The 15,151-nt window shown below is 74.5% G+C and carries 13 protein-coding genes; 8 read left to right on the top strand and 5 right to left on the bottom strand.

From position 1 onward, the window contains the following. The first annotated feature begins 23 nt into the window (after positions 1-23). From AGRA3207_RS15245 to AGRA3207_RS15215, 7 genes are all read left to right on the top strand, one after another. The gene (locus tag AGRA3207_RS15245) at positions 24-944 is read left to right on the top strand and encodes a type II secretion system F family protein (protein ID WP_231335283.1); all 921 of its coding nucleotides are present in this window, start codon (positions 24-26) and stop codon (positions 942-944) included. After that, positions 941-1,858, top strand: a complete 918-nt coding sequence (locus AGRA3207_RS15240) for a type II secretion system F family protein (protein WP_231335282.1) — start codon at positions 941-943, stop codon at positions 1,856-1,858. The genes AGRA3207_RS15245 and AGRA3207_RS15240 overlap by 4 nt, the downstream gene beginning before the upstream one ends. Before the next feature lie 126 nt (positions 1,859-1,984). Beyond that, positions 1,985-2,206, top strand: coding sequence for a hypothetical protein (locus tag AGRA3207_RS15235; RefSeq protein ID WP_231335281.1), 222 nt, complete (start codon positions 1,985-1,987; stop codon positions 2,204-2,206). 5 nt (positions 2,207-2,211) lie between these two features. Beyond that, positions 2,212-2,670: a TadE/TadG family type IV pilus assembly protein gene (locus AGRA3207_RS15230; protein ID WP_231335280.1), complete on the top strand. Its 459-nt coding sequence runs from the start codon at positions 2,212-2,214 to the stop codon at positions 2,668-2,670. Beyond that, the gene (locus AGRA3207_RS15225) at positions 2,667-3,122 is read left to right on the top strand and encodes a TadE/TadG family type IV pilus assembly protein (protein WP_231335279.1); all 456 of its coding nucleotides are present in this window, start codon (positions 2,667-2,669) and stop codon (positions 3,120-3,122) included. Before AGRA3207_RS15230 ends, AGRA3207_RS15225 begins: the two co-directional genes overlap by 4 nt. A gap of 32 nt (positions 3,123-3,154) precedes the next feature. After that, entirely contained in the window at positions 3,155-3,640 is a 486-nt protein-coding gene (locus AGRA3207_RS15220; RefSeq protein WP_231335278.1) for a TadE/TadG family type IV pilus assembly protein, read from the top strand. A 94-nt stretch (positions 3,641-3,734) separates the two neighbouring features. Continuing rightward, positions 3,735-6,785 carry a bacterial transcriptional activator domain-containing protein gene (locus AGRA3207_RS15215; RefSeq protein ID WP_231335277.1) on the top strand — a complete coding sequence of 1,017 codons (3,051 nt, stop codon included), beginning with the start codon at positions 3,735-3,737 and terminating at the stop codon, positions 6,783-6,785. A 70-nt stretch (positions 6,786-6,855) separates the two neighbouring features. Here AGRA3207_RS15215 and AGRA3207_RS15210 read toward each other — a convergent pair whose 3' ends face one another. From AGRA3207_RS15210 to AGRA3207_RS15195, 4 genes are all read right to left on the bottom strand, one after another. Continuing rightward, entirely contained in the window at positions 6,856-8,070 is a 1,215-nt protein-coding gene (locus tag AGRA3207_RS15210; protein WP_231335276.1) for a YncE family protein, read from the bottom strand. A gap of 112 nt (positions 8,071-8,182) precedes the next feature. Continuing rightward, the gene (locus tag AGRA3207_RS15205; RefSeq protein ID WP_231335275.1) at positions 8,183-9,247 is read right to left on the bottom strand and encodes an NYN domain-containing protein; all 1,065 of its coding nucleotides are present in this window, start codon (positions 9,245-9,247) and stop codon (positions 8,183-8,185) included. 103 nt (positions 9,248-9,350) lie between these two features. Continuing rightward, positions 9,351-9,617 carry an acyl-CoA carboxylase epsilon subunit gene (locus AGRA3207_RS15200; RefSeq protein ID WP_231335274.1) on the bottom strand — a complete coding sequence of 89 codons (267 nt, stop codon included), beginning with the start codon at positions 9,615-9,617 and terminating at the stop codon, positions 9,351-9,353. Between the two features lie 26 nt (positions 9,618-9,643). Further along, on the bottom strand, positions 9,644-11,236 hold the full coding sequence (locus tag AGRA3207_RS15195) for an acyl-CoA carboxylase subunit beta (RefSeq protein ID WP_231335273.1): 1,593 nt from the start codon (positions 11,234-11,236) through the stop codon (positions 9,644-9,646). Between the two features lie 123 nt (positions 11,237-11,359). On the opposite strand from AGRA3207_RS15195, the gene AGRA3207_RS15190 reads away from it, so the two are divergent. After that, positions 11,360-13,954: a phosphoenolpyruvate carboxylase gene (locus AGRA3207_RS15190; RefSeq protein WP_231336303.1), complete on the top strand. Its 2,595-nt coding sequence runs from the start codon at positions 11,360-11,362 to the stop codon at positions 13,952-13,954. Positions 13,955-14,173: 219 nt separating this feature from the next. Here the strand turns inward: AGRA3207_RS15190 and AGRA3207_RS15185 are convergent, their stop codons facing one another. After that, the gene (locus AGRA3207_RS15185) at positions 14,174-14,944 is read right to left on the bottom strand and encodes an enoyl-CoA hydratase/isomerase family protein (protein WP_231335272.1); all 771 of its coding nucleotides are present in this window, start codon (positions 14,942-14,944) and stop codon (positions 14,174-14,176) included. Between the last annotated feature and the right edge of the window lie 207 nt (positions 14,945-15,151).

Here is a 15,151-nt window from a genome sequence, read left to right as displayed (position 1 = left end):
CGGCAGGCGAGCGGAGGCCGGTGATGTACGCGCCCGACGTGCTGCTCGCCGTCGTCGCGGGCGCCGTGACCGGCGGCGGGATCCTGCTGCTGGTCCTCGCCCTGCGCGGCCTCCCGCGGCGCTCACGGCCGGTGCGCGGCCGCAGCCGCGAGGACCTCGTCCGCACCCTCACCACCCGCACCGCCGTCGCGGTCATCGCGGGCGCGGCGGTGCTCGTGGTGACCCGCTGGCCGATCGCCGCGGCCGGGTCGGGCGCGCTCGTCCTCGGCTGGAACGGCCTCGCGGGCGGCGCCGCCGAGGAGCGCCGCGGCATGGCGCGGCTGGAGGCCCTCGCGGCGTGGACGGAGTCGCTCCGCGACACCATCGCGGGCGCGGTCGGGCTGGAGCAGGCCATCCCCTCCTCGCAGCGCGCCGCCGCGCCCGCCCTCCAGCAGCCGCTGCGCGGGCTCGTCGACCGGCTGCACACCCGCGTCCCGATGCCGGAGGCGCTGCGCCGCTTCGCCGACGACATCGACGACCCGTCCGCCGACCTGGTGATCGCCGCGCTCGTCCTGAACGCCAAGCTCCGCGGCCCCGGGCTGCGCGACATGCTCGGCGCGCTCGCCGACTCCGCCCGCGCCGAGCTGGACATGCGCCGCCGCGTCGAGGCCGACCGGCGTTCCACCCGCCGCAGCGTCCGCATCGTCGTCGGTGTCTCCGTCGGGACGGCGCTGGGCCTCGCCCTGTTCAACCACTCCTACGTCGAGCCGTACGACGACTTCCTCGGGCAGCTCGTCCTGTGCGTCGTCGTCGCCCTGTACACGGCGGCGTTCCTGTGGCTGCGGCGCCTGGCGAAGTACGAGCTTCCCGGGCGGTTCCTCAGCGGGGCCCGCAAGGAGCAGCCGGGCGTGCCCGGCGAGGTGCCGACCACGGTCGCCGGCTGGCAGGGCGGAGGCGGCGCGTGACGGGAGCGATGATCGCGGGCGCCGTCGCCGGAGCCGGGCTCTACCTGCTCGTCCGGGCGCTGTTCCCGGCGCGTCCCGGGCTCGCCGCGCGGATGGCGGCCTTCGACGCCGCCCGCCGCCGCGACCTGGAGGAGGCGCAGGCCGGGCGGATGGCGCCGACGCTGGACCGCGTCGGCGGGATGCGCGCGAAGGTCGGGCGCGAGCTCGTGCGGTTCTGCGAGGCGCGCGGCTGGAGGCTGCGGTCGGTCCGCGCCGACCTCGCCATCACCGAGCGGTCCCTGGAGGGCTTCCTCGCCACCAAGTTCCTGCTGCCCGCGGGGGCGCTGCTGTTCATCCCGCTGATCGTCGCCTGGTTCGCGCTGCTCGGCCTCGGCTCGTCCGTGCAGCTCCCGGCGTGGGTGGGGCTGCTGTTCGCGCTGCTGTTCTTCTTCTTTCCCGACATGCAGCTCCGGCAGGAGGCGCAGGCCCGCCGCCAGGACTTCCGGCACGTCGTGGGAGCGTTCCTCGACCTGGTGTCGATGAACCTGGCGGGCGGACGCGGCGTCCCCGAGGCGCTGATGACCGCCTCGAACGTCGGCGAGGGCTGGGCCATGCACCGCATCCGCGACGCGCTCGGCAACGCCCGCATCACCGGGCAGACGCCCTGGCAGGCGCTCGGACGGCTCGGCGACGAACTCGACATCTCCGAGCTGCGCGACCTCGCCGGGGCGCTCGCGCTCGTCGCCGACGACGGCGCGCAGATCCGCAAGTCCCTCGCCGCCCGCGCCGCGTCGATGCGCAGCCGCGAGCTGTCGGAGCTGGAGGGCAAGGCCGGTGAGCGCTCCCAGTCCATGCTCGTCGCGCAGCTGTTCCTGTGCGCCGGATTCCTGATCTTCCTGGCCTATCCCGCCCTGATGAGGGTGCTCGCCTCATGAACCCCGCCGACCCCTCGACCCCGATCCCATGAACTCCGCCGACCTCATGAACTCTCCCGACCTCATGAACTCCGCCGACCTTATGAACTCAGCCGATCCCGTCGCCGTTCCCCTGGAGGTGCCACGATGAGTCCGCTCAACCCCCTGAACGACCCGTCCGTCGTCTACCTGCGAGCCGTGCTCGGCGCCCGGCTGGCGCGGCTGCGCTCGGCGCCGGAGCGGAGCCGGGGCGCGTCCGCGATCGAGTGGGCGATCATCACCGCGATCCTCGCGCTCATCGCGATCACGATCGGCGCGGTGATCCAGAAGAAGATCACCGAGAAGGCCGACAGCATCAAGACGGGCTGACCCGGATGCGGCCCCGCGAGCCCGCCCGGCCGCCGCTGCGGCAGCGGATCCGATCCGACGCCGGGGTGTCGTCGATGGAGTGGGCGCTGCTCACACCCGTCCTGATCCTCGTCATGCTCGCCGTCGTGCAGTTCGCGATGGTGTACCACGCGCGGCACGTCGCCCTCGCCGCCGCGCAGTCGGGCGCGCGCGTCGCGCGGACCCAGCCGGTCGGCGGCGGCTGGCGGGACCAGGCCGTCGCGAAGGCCACCGACGACGTCCGCAAGGTCGGCCCGAACCTGCTCGGCGGCCTCCAGGTGCGCACCGGCGAGGGCGACGACGAACGGTGGGTGGAGGTGAGCGGCGAGGCCGTGCGCGTCATCCCGTTCATGACGTTCCACGTGGCGCAGCGCTCGCGCGGGCCGATCGAGTGCTTCCGCCCGGACGTCGGGGACGGCATCGCCTGCCAGGAGGCGGCGCGGTGAGGCTCGGCCGGGCGACGCGCGAACGCGGCTCGATGTCGCTGGAGATGGTGCTGGTCACGCCCCTCTTCGTCGGGTTCCTGCTGTTCCTCGCGGGCGCCGGCCGGATGGTCGACGCGCAGAGCCAGGTGGACGGCGCGGCCCGGGACGCGGTGCGCGCCGCGTCCATCGCCCGCAGCGCCCCGTCCGCGCAGGACCTCGCCGGGGAGGCCGCCAGGACGGGCCTCCAGGGGCACGACTGGTGCTCGGGCGGCCCGACCGTCGTGACCGACGTCGGCGACTTCCGCCCCGGCGGGCGCGTCGAGGTGACGATCACCTGCGACGTCGACCTCGGCGACCTGTCGTTCATCGGACTGCCCGGTACCAAGCGGCTGCAGGGGCACGCGCTCGCGCCGGTCGACACCTTCACCTTCCGGGGCACCGGCCCCGACGACGGCGAGGACGGCCCGGAATGACCCGGCGGCCCCGTCACGCCCGGTCCGGCCCTGTGGCCGCGAGGCTCCACGGTCGGCTGGCCGCGCGGATCCGAGACCGGCTCGGCGCGCGGCTCGGCGCGTCCCGCCGCGACCGGGGCTCCGTCGCGATGTACGTCGTGCTGTTCACCCCCGTCGTGTTCATGCTCGCGGGCCTGCTCGTGGACGGCGGCCTGGCGATCCACGCCCGGCAGCGCGCCGCCGACATGGCCGAGCAGGCGGCCCGGGCCGGTGCCAACGAGATCGACACCGACGCGCTCCGCGAGACCGGCAAGCCGGTGCTCGCGCCCGACCGGGCCCGCGCCGCCGCCTGCGGCCTGCTGGCCTCCTACCCGGACCGGATCGCCGGATCCGACTGCGACGCCGATGCGCAGGAGGTCGCCGTCACCGTCCGGATCCGGGTCGAACCGCAGTTCCTGGGCATCATCCCCGGCTTCGGCGACTTCCAGATGACCTCCAGTGCCACCGCCCATCCCGTCACGGGAGGGGACGACAGGTGACTCTCGTGTCTACGATTGGGGCGGCGACGTCCAGGGACCGGCGAACGGCGGGGACGCGATGGTGACACGGCAAGGGCAGAGGACCCCCGTACGGGTGCAGGGACGCCGCGGCCCGCGCGAGGTGGCGGCCGGCCTCGGCGCCGTCGCGGCGCTGGCCGCGCTGATCGGCGGCATCCCCTACACGCTGCTGACGCTGTTCGGATCACCGCTCCCCGGCGGGATGCCCGCCGCGTCCGACCTCACGCACCGGCTCGGGCCCGGGTCGCTCATCACCATCCTGGTCGCGCTGGTGTGGCTCGCCTGGGTTCAGCTCGCCCTGTGCGTGATCGTCGAGGTGTACGCGGGGGTCCGCGGCGTCGGGGTGCCCGCGCGGGTGCCGCTCGCGGGCGGCACGCAGTCGCTCGTCCACCGGCTGGTCGTCACGGCGCTGCTGCTGTTCACCGCCACGTCCGTGATCATGCCCGCGCTGTCCGGGAAGCTGGCGCAGCATCCGCCGGTGCACGCGCAGGCGGCGACGCCCGCGCAGTCGCAGACGTTCGTCCGCGTGCAGGACGCGCCGGTGGACCCCGCCGCGGAGGCGGCCGCGCCGGTCGCCGAGCCGCTCGCCGCGGGTCAGCCGGACAAGGGCCGCACCACCAAGATCTACCGTGTGCAGCCGCCCGAGGGCCGCCACCACGAGAGCCTCTGGGAGATCGCCGAGAAGTGCCTCGGCGACGGACGCCGCTACAAGGAGATCCACTCCCTCAACAAGGGCCGCGTGCAGCCGGACGGCAGCAAGCTGAGCATCGCGAGCCTGATCCGTCCCGGGTGGATCCTGGAGATGCCGTCGGACGCCAAGGGCGCGAGGGTCGTGCCCGTCACGGACCTCGACGACTACTACCGGCACGGGCACGCCGCCCCCGACCGGGACCCGGCCCCCTCGAAGCCCGCGCCTGCCAAGCCCGCGCCTGCCAAGCCCGCGCCTGCCAAGCCCGCGCCTGCCAAGCCCGCGCCTGCCAAGCCCGATCCCGCGCCGACGGCACCGGCGAAGCCCGCGCCCGCGCAGCCCGCGCCGTCCAAGCCCGCCCCGTCGCAGCCTGCGCCGTCCCAGCCCGCCCCGTCCAAGCCCGCGCCGCAGGTCCCGGCACCCCAGCAGTCCCAGCACCCCGAGCCCGAGCACCCACCGGCGCGCGGCGGCGCGAACGGCCCGTCCGGTGAGATGAACGGCGGCGCGGACAACGGCGGCGCGTCCGTCCCCGGCCATGAGGACGACGACCACGCCCTGCCGTTCGACCTCGGCTGGGAGCACGGCCTCGCGGCGGCGTCGCTGCTCGGCGCCGGGCTGCTCACCGCGCTCGGCCGCCGCCGCCGCGCGCAGATGTGGAACCGCGCGTTCGGACGCATGATCGTCCGGCCGGAGGGCGCGGCCGCCGAGACCGAGCGGGCGCTGCGGATCGGCGCCGACGACGACGCGGCCCGCCTCCTCGACCTCGGGCTGCGGCACCTGTCGAAGTCCATGGCCGCGGGCGGCCGTGCGCTGCCCACCGTGTACGGCGTGCACCTCGGCCGCGAGAGCCTCGACCTGTGGATCGCGCCCGCCGACCGGAACCCGCCCGCGCCCTGGCAGGCGTTCGACGACGGCCAGGTGTGGCGGCTCCACGCGGACGCCCTCGACGGCATCGAGGCGTCCGACCCCTCCCTCGGCACGGGCGACGTCCTCGCCCCCTACCCGGGGCTCGTGTCGATCGGCACCAACGACAACGGCCGGATCCTGGTCGACCTGGAGGCCGCGCACGGGCTGATCGCGCTGCGCGGGCCCGAGGACACCCGCCGCGCCGCGCTCGCCGCGGTCGCGCTGGAACTGGCCACCAACCGCTGGTCCGACCACATGCGCATCACGCTCGTCGGGTTCGGCGCCGAGTTCGGCGAGGGGCTCGCGGAGATCGCGCCCGACCGGATCCGGTCCGTCCCGGCGCTCCAGGACGCGCTGCCGGAACTGGAGGGGCGCAGCGAGGAGGTGCGGCAGGCCCTCGCCGCCTCCGGCGTCGACTCCGTCCTCACCGGCCGGTGCCGGGGCGTGTTCGGCGAGGCGTGGATGCCGCACTACCTGATCATGGCGGACCGTCCGTCCGAGCGGGAGGCCGACCGGCTGGTCGCGCTGGCCCGCACCGGCACCCGCATGGCGGCGGGCTACCTCGTCGCCGGAGAGGTGCAGGGCGCCACCTGGACGTGGGACGTCGACGCCGAGGGACGGCTGCACGCCGGGGTGCTCGGCTTCCAGGTCGACGCGCAGCTCGTCGGGGAACCGCAGTACCGGGGCGTGTTCGAGCTGTTCCGGACGGCGGGCCGCCTCGACGCGGTGCCGCTGCCCGAGCCGGCGGGCGGTGCCGAGCCGCCGACCGCGCAGCAGTCGTCCGCCGACATCCGGCTGCTCGGCCCGATCGAGATCGAGGCGCCCGGCCCGATGGACGAGAGCCGCCGCGCCCTGTGCACGGAGGTGCTGGTCTACCTCGCCGCGCACCCGAACGGCGTGCACCCGACCGTGCTCGGCGGCGCGATCTGGCCGCGCGGGGTGACCGCGGGCATACGCGACGCGTGCGTGGCCCGCGTGTCCGACTGGCTCGGCCGGGACGCGCGCGGCCGCCCGAACCTGTACTACGACGACCGGGGCCGCATCCGGCTCGGCTCGGAGGTGCGGGTCGACCTCGCGGTGTTCCGGTGGCTGGTGTGGCGGTCGGCGGCCGAGCCCGCGTCCGAGGCCGCCTACATGTCCTACGCGCTGGACCTGGTCCGCGGGCCGCTCCTCGCCGACCGGCCGCGCGGCCACTACGCGTGGCTGGCCTCGCACGACCTGGAGTACGAGGCGGCGGCGCGCGTCGTGGACGTCGCGCACCGGTTGGTCCTGCTGCGCCTGGAGGAGGGCGACGCGCGCGGCGCGGTCGGCGCCGCCCGCGCGGGCCTGCGGCTCGCACCCGAGGACGAGGGACTCTGGCGCGACCTGCTCCGCGCCGCCCACGCCACCGGCGACACGGCCCAGGTCCAGGCCGTGGCCGGTGAACTGCGCGGCCGCATCGCCCGCGACCCCCTGCTCGACCGGCTCCAACCCGAGACAGAGGCACTGATGGAGGAACTCCTCCCAGGCTGGCACCAGGTGCCCTCCCGCTGACCCGGCCAACGCACGAGCACGGTCGGGGGTCGGGGGGGTGAGCCGCCGGGCGAGCGCCCTTAGGCCGGGGTCATCTATACAGACCGCTGCCGCCTAGGGAGTAGCGGCCTGGCTGGGGGTGGACGATCAGCCCTGACGGGCGTCCGCCCACCCACACCTTCCGCAGCACCTTGCCGGTCCGCGTGGACAGGGCGTAGACCAGGCCGGAGGCGTCGGCCAGCCACAGCGCGGCCCCGTCCGAGGACACGCCGCCGGGTACGGGGGAGCCGCCGTGGGGGAGCGGCCAGCGGCCCGCGATCCGCCGGGTGCCGAACTCGACGGCGGTCACCGTGCCGCCGCCGACGACGAACAGCCGCCGCGCGTCCCGGCTGATCGCGAGGCCCCGGGCGCCCGGCGCGGTCGGGACGAAGCCGGGCCGGGCGGACCGCCGGGCGTCCACGACCCACACGCCGCCCCTGACCGGGTCGGCCACGAAGAACCCGGTGCCGTCGGGTGACAGCCGCAGGTCACCGGGCCGCGCGCCCGAGGGCAGCCGGACGGTCCCGGCGACGCGCCGCCCCGGCACGTCCACCCGGACGAGCCGTCCCGCAGGGCAGCTCGCCACCAGGAACGCGCCGTCGGGGGAGAAGTCCGCGTGCCGCGCGGCGCACGGCAGCGGCACCGACGCGCGCGGCAGCATCGTGCGCGGGTCGCGGACGTCGATGCGGCGTTCCCGTCCGGCGAGGACCAGCGCGTCGCGGCCGTCGGGGGTGAAGTAGAGGCCCTCGGGCGCGGCGACGCCGCGCGGGCGGCCGCGCCTGCCGCTGCGCGGGCCGACCGGCACCAGCGTGCCGTGGGCGGTGTCGGCGGCCCACAGCCGCCGCAGGTCCCAGGACGGGACGACCCGCGACGCCTCCCCTCCCGCGCCGAGCCGCCGGACGATCCGCGCCGTCCCCGGGTCGATGACGTCGATGACCCGCCCGTTCGCGACGTACAGCCGCGGTGGCATGTCCCGCGCGACCGGGGCGATCATGCCCGCGCCGGTCGCGGCGTAGACGGGTCCGCCGGGCGGCGCGACCGGCGCCGACCCGCCGGGCGGCGGTGCGGGCGCCTCCAGGTTCCGCGCGGGCGGTGCCGCGGGGGCCGGGCTGAAGTAGGGCGCGGCACCGCCCAGCGCCGCCACCGGCTCGTCCGCGGATCCCTCCCCGGGCCGGTGGAACGGGACGGGCGACCCGCACCCGGCCAGCGTCAGTGCCAGGGCGAGCGGGATCGCGGTGGCACCTGCCCGTCGTCCACGAGGTCGCATGCGCGGTCTCCCCCCATCACGGCGGGGACTGTACCGACAGACGACTCCGCGTGTCCGCGTCATTGCCAAACGTGTTCGCGGGGCGTGCCGTCGCGGGAACCGGCCGGGACGGTCAGTCGGACTTGCCGATGCCGATGCCGAACTCGCGGTAGACGCGCTCCCAGAACCCGTCCCGCAGCCAGGTGCGGGCCTCCTGGTAGGGGCGCAGGGAGCCGCCGAGCTCCTTCTCGGCCTCGATCAGCAGCTCCTTGTCGATCACGGGCGGCAGGATCGGGCCGGGCAGCAGGTCGCGGATGTTGTCCCGCCCCCGCTCGAAGATCCACTTCTGGGCGACGTGCTCGCCGATCTCCAGCATGTGGTTGCGGTCGGGGCCGAGCTTGCCGTCGGACGCGGCGGCCGCGGCGGAGTTCATCGAGGCCGCCACTGTCGCGGGCGTGGCGTGCCCGGCGCCGACCGGGACGGCGGTGCGGACGGCGGCCGGCGCCGGTGCCGGCTGCTTGACCGGCGGCTTCCCCGCGAACACCTGCGACGGGGACGGGACGGGGCTCGTGCGGTGCGCGGCGGCGGCGTCCCGGGCCGCGGCGGCGGTGCCCGGGGCCGGGACGGGCAGCACCTTGGCCTTGGTGAAGTAGGGGCGCAGGAAATCGGCGGGCAGCACCTCGACCGTGTCGGACTCCCACACCAGCCACTCGGCCTGGTTGGAGCCGTGCGTCGGCTCCACGCCCCACAGGTGCACGCGGACGCCGTAGCGCTGCGCGGCCTCGACGGCGGGCAGCATGTCCTCGTCACCGGCGAGCAGCACCGCGTCGGTGATCGCGCGGTGCCGGGCGAGGGCCTCAAGGTCGGCGCGCAGCTGGGCGTCCACGCCCTTCTGCTGGCCCTGGGCGTTCAGGTTCCCCAGCCGCAGCTTCACCAGCGGCAGGTTCGCGATCACGCGCTGGTCCACCGTCGGCTGCCGCTTGGGCGCGGCGTCGAACCAGTAGACGCGCAGCAGCTCGCCGACCAGCTGGTCGTCGGCGTGGCTGGTCAACGCCTTGATCAGCTTCTCCGCGGCGACGCGGTACTCGCGCCGGGAACCACAGCCGAGCAGCAGCGCCCCGGAGGCCGCGTAAAGGTATCCCGCGTCGACGAAAACGGCGTACCGCGCGGGCTGTGGGACGAACTCCGAGGTGGCCATGGCCTTTCACCTTATTCGTGAAGAGCCCTCTGCCGGGCGCGAACCACGGTTAGATGTCCCTCGGCGCGTTCCCCCGGCCCCCTTCCCCGGAGGCCCGGAGCGGTCAGCGGGGCAGGCCGGCGGCGCGCCAGGCGCCGGGGCCGCGCGGGCGGACCGTCTCCCCCGCGGCATGCCGGACGAGCCTGGAGCGGTCGGCCCACCGGGACGTCCCCGGCGTGTCGGCGCCGTCGGACGCGGCGGACGCGGCGGCCGCGGCGGCCGCGCGGGCCCGCGCGGTCAGCACCGCGACCAGCGCCGCGACCAGCGCCGCGATCTCCTCGGGCGACGGATCGCCCCGCACGACCCGGAGGAACGGCTTCTCTTCGGCCACGCGTTCTCCTCCTCGGGAGGGCCCGGTCAGAGCGGGATGTTCCCGTGCTTCTTGGGCGGCAGGGTGGTGCGCTTCTCCCGGAGCGCGCGCAGCGCCCGGACGATCTGCCCCCGCGTCTCGGACGGCTTGATCACGTTGTCGACGTAGCCGCGCTCGGCCGCGATGTAGGGGTTGGCCAGCGTGTCCTCGTACTCGGTGATCAGCTCGGCGCGGCGGGCGTCGGCGTCGTCGGCGGCGGCCAGCTCCCGCCGGTACAGGATGTTGACGGCGCCCTGCGCGCCCATGACCGCGATCTGCGCGGTGGGCCACGCCAGGTTGATGTCGGCGCCGAGGTGCTTGGAGCCCATGACGTCGTACGCGCCGCCGTACGCCTTCCGCGTGATCACGGTGACGAGCGGGACGGTCGCCTCGGCGTAGGCGTACAGCAGTTTCGCGCCGCGCCGGATGATCCCGTTCCACTCCTGGCCGGTGCCGGGCAGGAAGCCGGGCACGTCCACGAAGGTCAGCACGGGGATGTTGAAGGCGTCGCAGGTCCGGACGAACCGCGCGGCCTTCTCGGAGGCGTCGATGTCGAGCGTCCCGGCGAACTGCATCGGCTGGTTCGCGACGACTCCGACCGAATGACCCTCGACCCGCCCGAACCCGACGATGATGTTCGGCGCGAACAGCTCCTGGACCTCCAGGAACTCGCCGTCGTCCAGCACGTGCTCGATGGCGGTGTGCATGTCGTACGGCTGGTTCGGCGAGTCGGGGATGAGGGAGTCGAGCTCCTCGTCGAGCTCCGACGGGTCCGCGGGCACACCGGCCACGGGTGCGTCGGACAGGTTGTTGGACGGCAGGTACGACAGCAGTGCCTTCACGTAATCGATCGCGTCGTCCTCGTCAGAGCCCTGGTAGTGGGCCACCCCGGACCGCGAGTTGTGCGAGTGCGCGCCGCCCAGCTCCTCCATCGTCACCTCCTCCCCGGTGACCGTCTTGATCACGTCGGGGCCGGTGATGAACATGTGGGACGTCCGGTCGACCATGACGATGAAGTCGGTGATCGCCGGGGAGTACACCGCGCCGCCCGCGCACGGCCCCATGACCAGGGAGATCTGCGGGATCACCCCGGACGCGCGCACGTTGCGCTTGAAGATCTCGGCGTACAGCCCGAGCGCGACGACGCCCTCCTGGATCCGCGCGCCGCCGGAGTCGTTGATGCCGACGACCGGGCAGCCGGTCTTCAGCGCGTGGTCCATGACCTTGCAGATCTTCTCGCCGAAGACCTCGCCGAGCGAGCCGCCCGAGACGGTGAAGTCCTGGCTGAACACCGCGACGGGACGCCCGTCGACCGTGCCGTGGCCGGTGACCACGCCGTCGCCGTAGGGGCGGTTCTTCTCCATCCCGAAGTTGGTCGAGCGGTGCCGCGCCAGCTCGTCGAACTCCACGAAGGAACCGGGGTCCAGCAGCGCGTCGATCCGCTCCCGGGCCGTCATCTTGCCCTTGGCGTGCTGCTTCTCGACCGCGCGCGCGGACCCGGCGTGCACCGCCTCGTACCGGCGCCGCTCCAGGTCCGCGATCTTCCCCGCCGTCGTGTGGACGTCGTAGTCCGCGGCGGGCTCAGGGGCTTCCATCGCCATGCGCGCCAGCGTAACCGCCCGCTGATGGCGGGCCCGCCGCCGGGTCCGCCCTGACCGGCGGCCCGGGCCGCTCACTACGCTGGTCACGTGGCTACGAAGACGCGTGACACCATCCGGCAGGACATGCCCGAACCGCTCCGGCGTGATGTGCGCCTGCTGGGCGCGATGCTCGGCGACGGCCTGGTGGAGTACGGCGGACGTGGGCTGCTGGACGACGTCGAGCGGCTCCGCCACGCCGTGATCGCGGCACGCCGCGGCGAGACGGGCATCGAGGAGGTCGCCGCCCTCGTCGACGGCTGGAGCCTGGAACGTGCCGGTCAGGTCGCGCGGGCGTTCACCGTGTACTTCCACCTGACGAACCTCGCCGAGGAGCACCACCGCATCCGGACACTGCGGGAACGTGACACCGGCGGCGCCGTCCCCGGCTCGGTCGCGGCGGCCGTGGAGGAGGTCCGCGCGTCGATGGACGGGGGGTTCGACGGCGTCCTCGACGGCCTGGAGTTCCGGCCCGTCTTCACCGCGCATCCCACCGAGGCCCGCCGCCGCGCCGTCGTCACCGCGATCCAGCGGATCAGCGATCTGCTCACCGCCCTGGACGCGGGTCCCGGCGCGGGCGAGCGCGAGGAGACCGAACGCCGCCTCCGCGAGGAGATCGACCTGCTGTGGCGGACGGCGCTGCGCCGCGACGCCCAGATGGACCCCCTGGACGAGGTCCGCACCGCGATGGCCGCGTTCGACGAGACGATCTTCCGGGTGGTCCCGCACATCTACCGCGCCCTGGACCGCGCGCTGGACGGCGCCGCGGGCGGCGAGGGCACCGGCACCCGCCCGCCGAAGGCCCGCCCGTACCTGCGGTTCGGGAGCTGGATCGGCGGGGACCGCGACGGCAACCCCTACGTCACCGCCCAGGTCACCCGCGACACGATGATGATCCAGGCCGACCACGTCCTGCGCGCCCTGGAGACGGCCTGCGCGCGGATCGGGCGGGAGCTGACCGTCCACGAGAGCACGACCCCGGCGTCGCCCGCCCTGCGCGACGCGCTCGCCGCCGCCCGCACCGCCCAGCCCGGCCGGATCGACGAGCTGGCCAAGCGGTCACCGGGCGAGCCGCACCGTCAGCTCCTGCTCTTCGCCGCGGCGCGGATCGCCGCGACCCGCGAGCGCGACGCCGACCTCGCCTACGCGTCCCCGGACGAGCTGCTGGCCGACCTGCGGACCGTCCAGGAGTCCCTCGCGGAGGCGGGCGCCGCCCGCCAGGCGTACGGGCGCGTCCAGCAGCTCATCTGGCAGGTCGAGACGTTCGGCTTCCACCTCGCCGAGCTGGAGATCCGCCAGCACTCCGAGCTCCACGCCAGGGCCCTCGCCGAACTGGACGGCGAGCAGGGCGAGACGACCCGGGAGATCCTGGAGACCCTGCGCGTCGTCGCCTGGATCCAGCGGCGCTTCGGCGTGCGGGCCTGCCACCGCTACATCGTCTCCTTCACCCGGTCCGCCGACGACATCGCGAACGTGCACGCCCTGGCGGCCTCCCTCGGCGACGGCGCGCCCGTGCTGGACGTCATCCCGCTGTTCGAGACCGGCGAGGACCTGGAACGTGCCCCCCAGGTCCTCGACGGGATGCTGGAGATCCCGGCCGTCCGTCGCCGCCTGGACGACACCGGACGCCGCCTGGAGGTCATGCTCGGCTACTCCGACTCCGCCAAGCAGCTCGGCCCGGCCAGCGCCACCCTCCGCCTGTACGACACGCAGGAGGCCCTCACCGCGTGGGCCGCGCACCACGACGTGAGGCTGACGCTGTTCCACGGCCGCGGCGGCTCCCTCGGCCGCGGCGGCGGCCCCGCCAACCGGGCGATCCTCGCGCAGGCCCCCGGCTCCGTCGCGGGCCGCTTCAAGGTCACCGAGCAGGGCGAGGTCATCTTCGCCCGCTACGGCCACCCCGAGATCGCCCGGCGGCACGTCGAGCAGGTCACCAGCGCCGTCCTGCTCGCCTCCACCGGCCCCGTCCAGGACCGCGCCCGCGAGGCCGCCGCCCGCTTCCGCCCCCTCGCGGACAAGATCGGCGAGGCGGCGAAGGCCGCCTTCCGCGCCCTCATCGAGTCCGACGGCTTCGCCGCCTGGTTCGCCCGCGTCAGCCCCCTGGAGGAGATCGCCGAACTGCGCATCGGCTCCCGCCCGGCCCGCCGCAAGGCCGCCCGCGGCCTGGAGGACCTGCGCGCCATCCCCTGGGTGTTCGCCTGGACGCAGACCCGCGTCAACCTCCCCGGCTGGTACGGCCTGGGCAGCGGCCTCGCCGCCGTCTCCGACGGCGGCCGTGATCTGGACGAGCTCCGCGGCGCCTACGAGTCGTGGCCCCTGTTCAACACCCTCCTCGACAACGCCGAGATGAGCCTGGCCAAGTCCGACCGCGCCATCGCCGAACGCTACCTGGCCCTGGGCGGCCGCCCCGAGCTGTCCGAGACCGTCCTGGCCGAGTACGACCGCACCCGCTCCCTCGTCCTGGCCGTCACGGGCCACGACCGCCTCCTGGAGAACCGCCGCGTCCTCTCCCGCGCCGTGGAACTCCGCAACCCCTACGTCGACGCCCTCTCCCTCCTCCAGTTGAGGGCCCTTACCGCCCTCCGCTCCGGCGTGGCGGACGAGACGGAACGCGACCACCTGGAGGCCCTGCTCCTCCTCTCCGTCAACGGAGTAGCGGCCGGCCTCCAGAACACGGGTTGAACCGGGGGCTCAGGTTGGGGCCCGGTCGGCGCATTCATGCCGGGGTCACTGATCGCGGAGGTAATCCCAGATGACGCGGAGCAGGATCCACATTGCGATCTTCACGGCTTCGCGGGTGTAGCGCAGGCGCCGCTCCCCGTCCGGACCGCGGCCGCCTGGCTCGGTGATCGACGGGTATGACCAGGAGGACGACTTGACCGTCCTCGCCCTGCACATCCTCTAGGACCAGTCGGGCTTGCGCTTCTCGTTGAAGGCGGCGATGCCCTCGCGGCGGTCGGGGGACGCCGCGGCGGTGCGCCAGGCGTTCTCCTCAAGGTCCAGGGCGGCGTCCAGCGCGACGCCCGCGCCCTGCCGCATGGCCTTCTTCGCGGCCCGGACGGCGACCGGGGAGTTCCCCGCGATCACACCCGCGATCGTGAGCGCCTCCTCACGGGCCGTCCCCGCCGGGACCGCGCGGTCGGCGAGGCCGTACGCGAGCGCCTCCTCGACGCCGAGGCGGCGGCCGGTGAACACCAGGTCCGCGGCCTTGCCGGGACCCAGACGCCGCAGCGCGAGCTGCGTCCCGCCGCCCCCGGGCACCAGCCCGACACCGACCTCGGGAAGCCCGAACACGGCCGTCTCGTCCGCGACGATGATGTCCGCGGACAACGCGAACTCACAGCCGCCGCCGAGCGCGTACCCGTGCACGGCCGCGACCACCGGCTGAGGCAACCCCAGCACCCCGCCGAAAGCGGCGCGGAACAACGGCCGCTGCGCGAAGATCTCCTCGTCCGTCATCCGGTTGCGCTCCTTGAGGTCCGCCCCCACGCAGAACGCCTTCTCGCCCGCCGCCCCCAGCACCACCGCCCGCACGGACGCATCCGCCCCCACCTCGGCGCACACCGACGCCAGCCGCCGCGCCATGGCCGTGGAGAGCGCGTTCAAAGCCTCCGGCCGATCCAGAACGATCTCCGCCACATGCCCGTCCCGCCGAACCGTCACACCATCCATGCAGGGGAGTATGCAGTATTTGTTTGCGGTGTCCTTGGCGTCAGGCGCTAGGGCGCCTTCCTTCGGCGGACACCGCGTGCGATCGCTGCATCGCTTCGAACTCGCCCTGGAGGGCTCGCTTCGCGATCAGTTGCTCGCAAGCTCGCAACTGCCTTCGGACGCGATCGCAACGTTGCGGTCGTTGGGGGCTGAGGTTCCTGCTTTTGG

The organism is Actinomadura graeca (assembly GCF_019175365.1).
GTDB lineage: Bacteria > Actinomycetota > Actinomycetes > Streptosporangiales > Streptosporangiaceae > Spirillospora > Spirillospora graeca.
Note: the sequence above shows the minus strand (reverse complement) of the source record. Positions and strands in the feature narration are given on the sequence as shown.

Bases quoted from the DNA above. Each gene is read 5' to 3' on its own strand.
- AGRA3207_RS15245 (WP_231335283.1), top strand. From the start codon at position 24: ATGTACGCGCCCGACGTGCTGCTCGCCGTCGTCGCGGGCGCCGTGACC.
- AGRA3207_RS15235 (WP_231335281.1), top strand. From the start codon at position 1,985: ATGAGTCCGCTCAACCCCCTGAACGACCCGTCCGTCGTCTACCTGCGA.
- AGRA3207_RS15230 (WP_231335280.1), top strand. From the start codon at position 2,212: ATGCGGCCCCGCGAGCCCGCCCGGCCGCCGCTGCGGCAGCGGATCCGA.
- AGRA3207_RS15210 (WP_231335276.1), bottom strand. From the start codon at position 8,070: ATGCGACCTCGTGGACGACGGGCAGGTGCCACCGCGATCCCGCTCGCC.
- AGRA3207_RS15205 (WP_231335275.1), bottom strand. From the start codon at position 9,247: ATGGCCACCTCGGAGTTCGTCCCACAGCCCGCGCGGTACGCCGTTTTC.
- AGRA3207_RS15195 (WP_231335273.1), bottom strand. From the start codon at position 11,236: ATGGCGATGGAAGCCCCTGAGCCCGCCGCGGACTACGACGTCCACACG.
- AGRA3207_RS15190 (WP_231336303.1), top strand. From the start codon at position 11,360: ATGCCCGAACCGCTCCGGCGTGATGTGCGCCTGCTGGGCGCGATGCTC.
- AGRA3207_RS15185 (WP_231335272.1), bottom strand. From the start codon at position 14,944: ATGGATGGTGTGACGGTTCGGCGGGACGGGCATGTGGCGGAGATCGTT.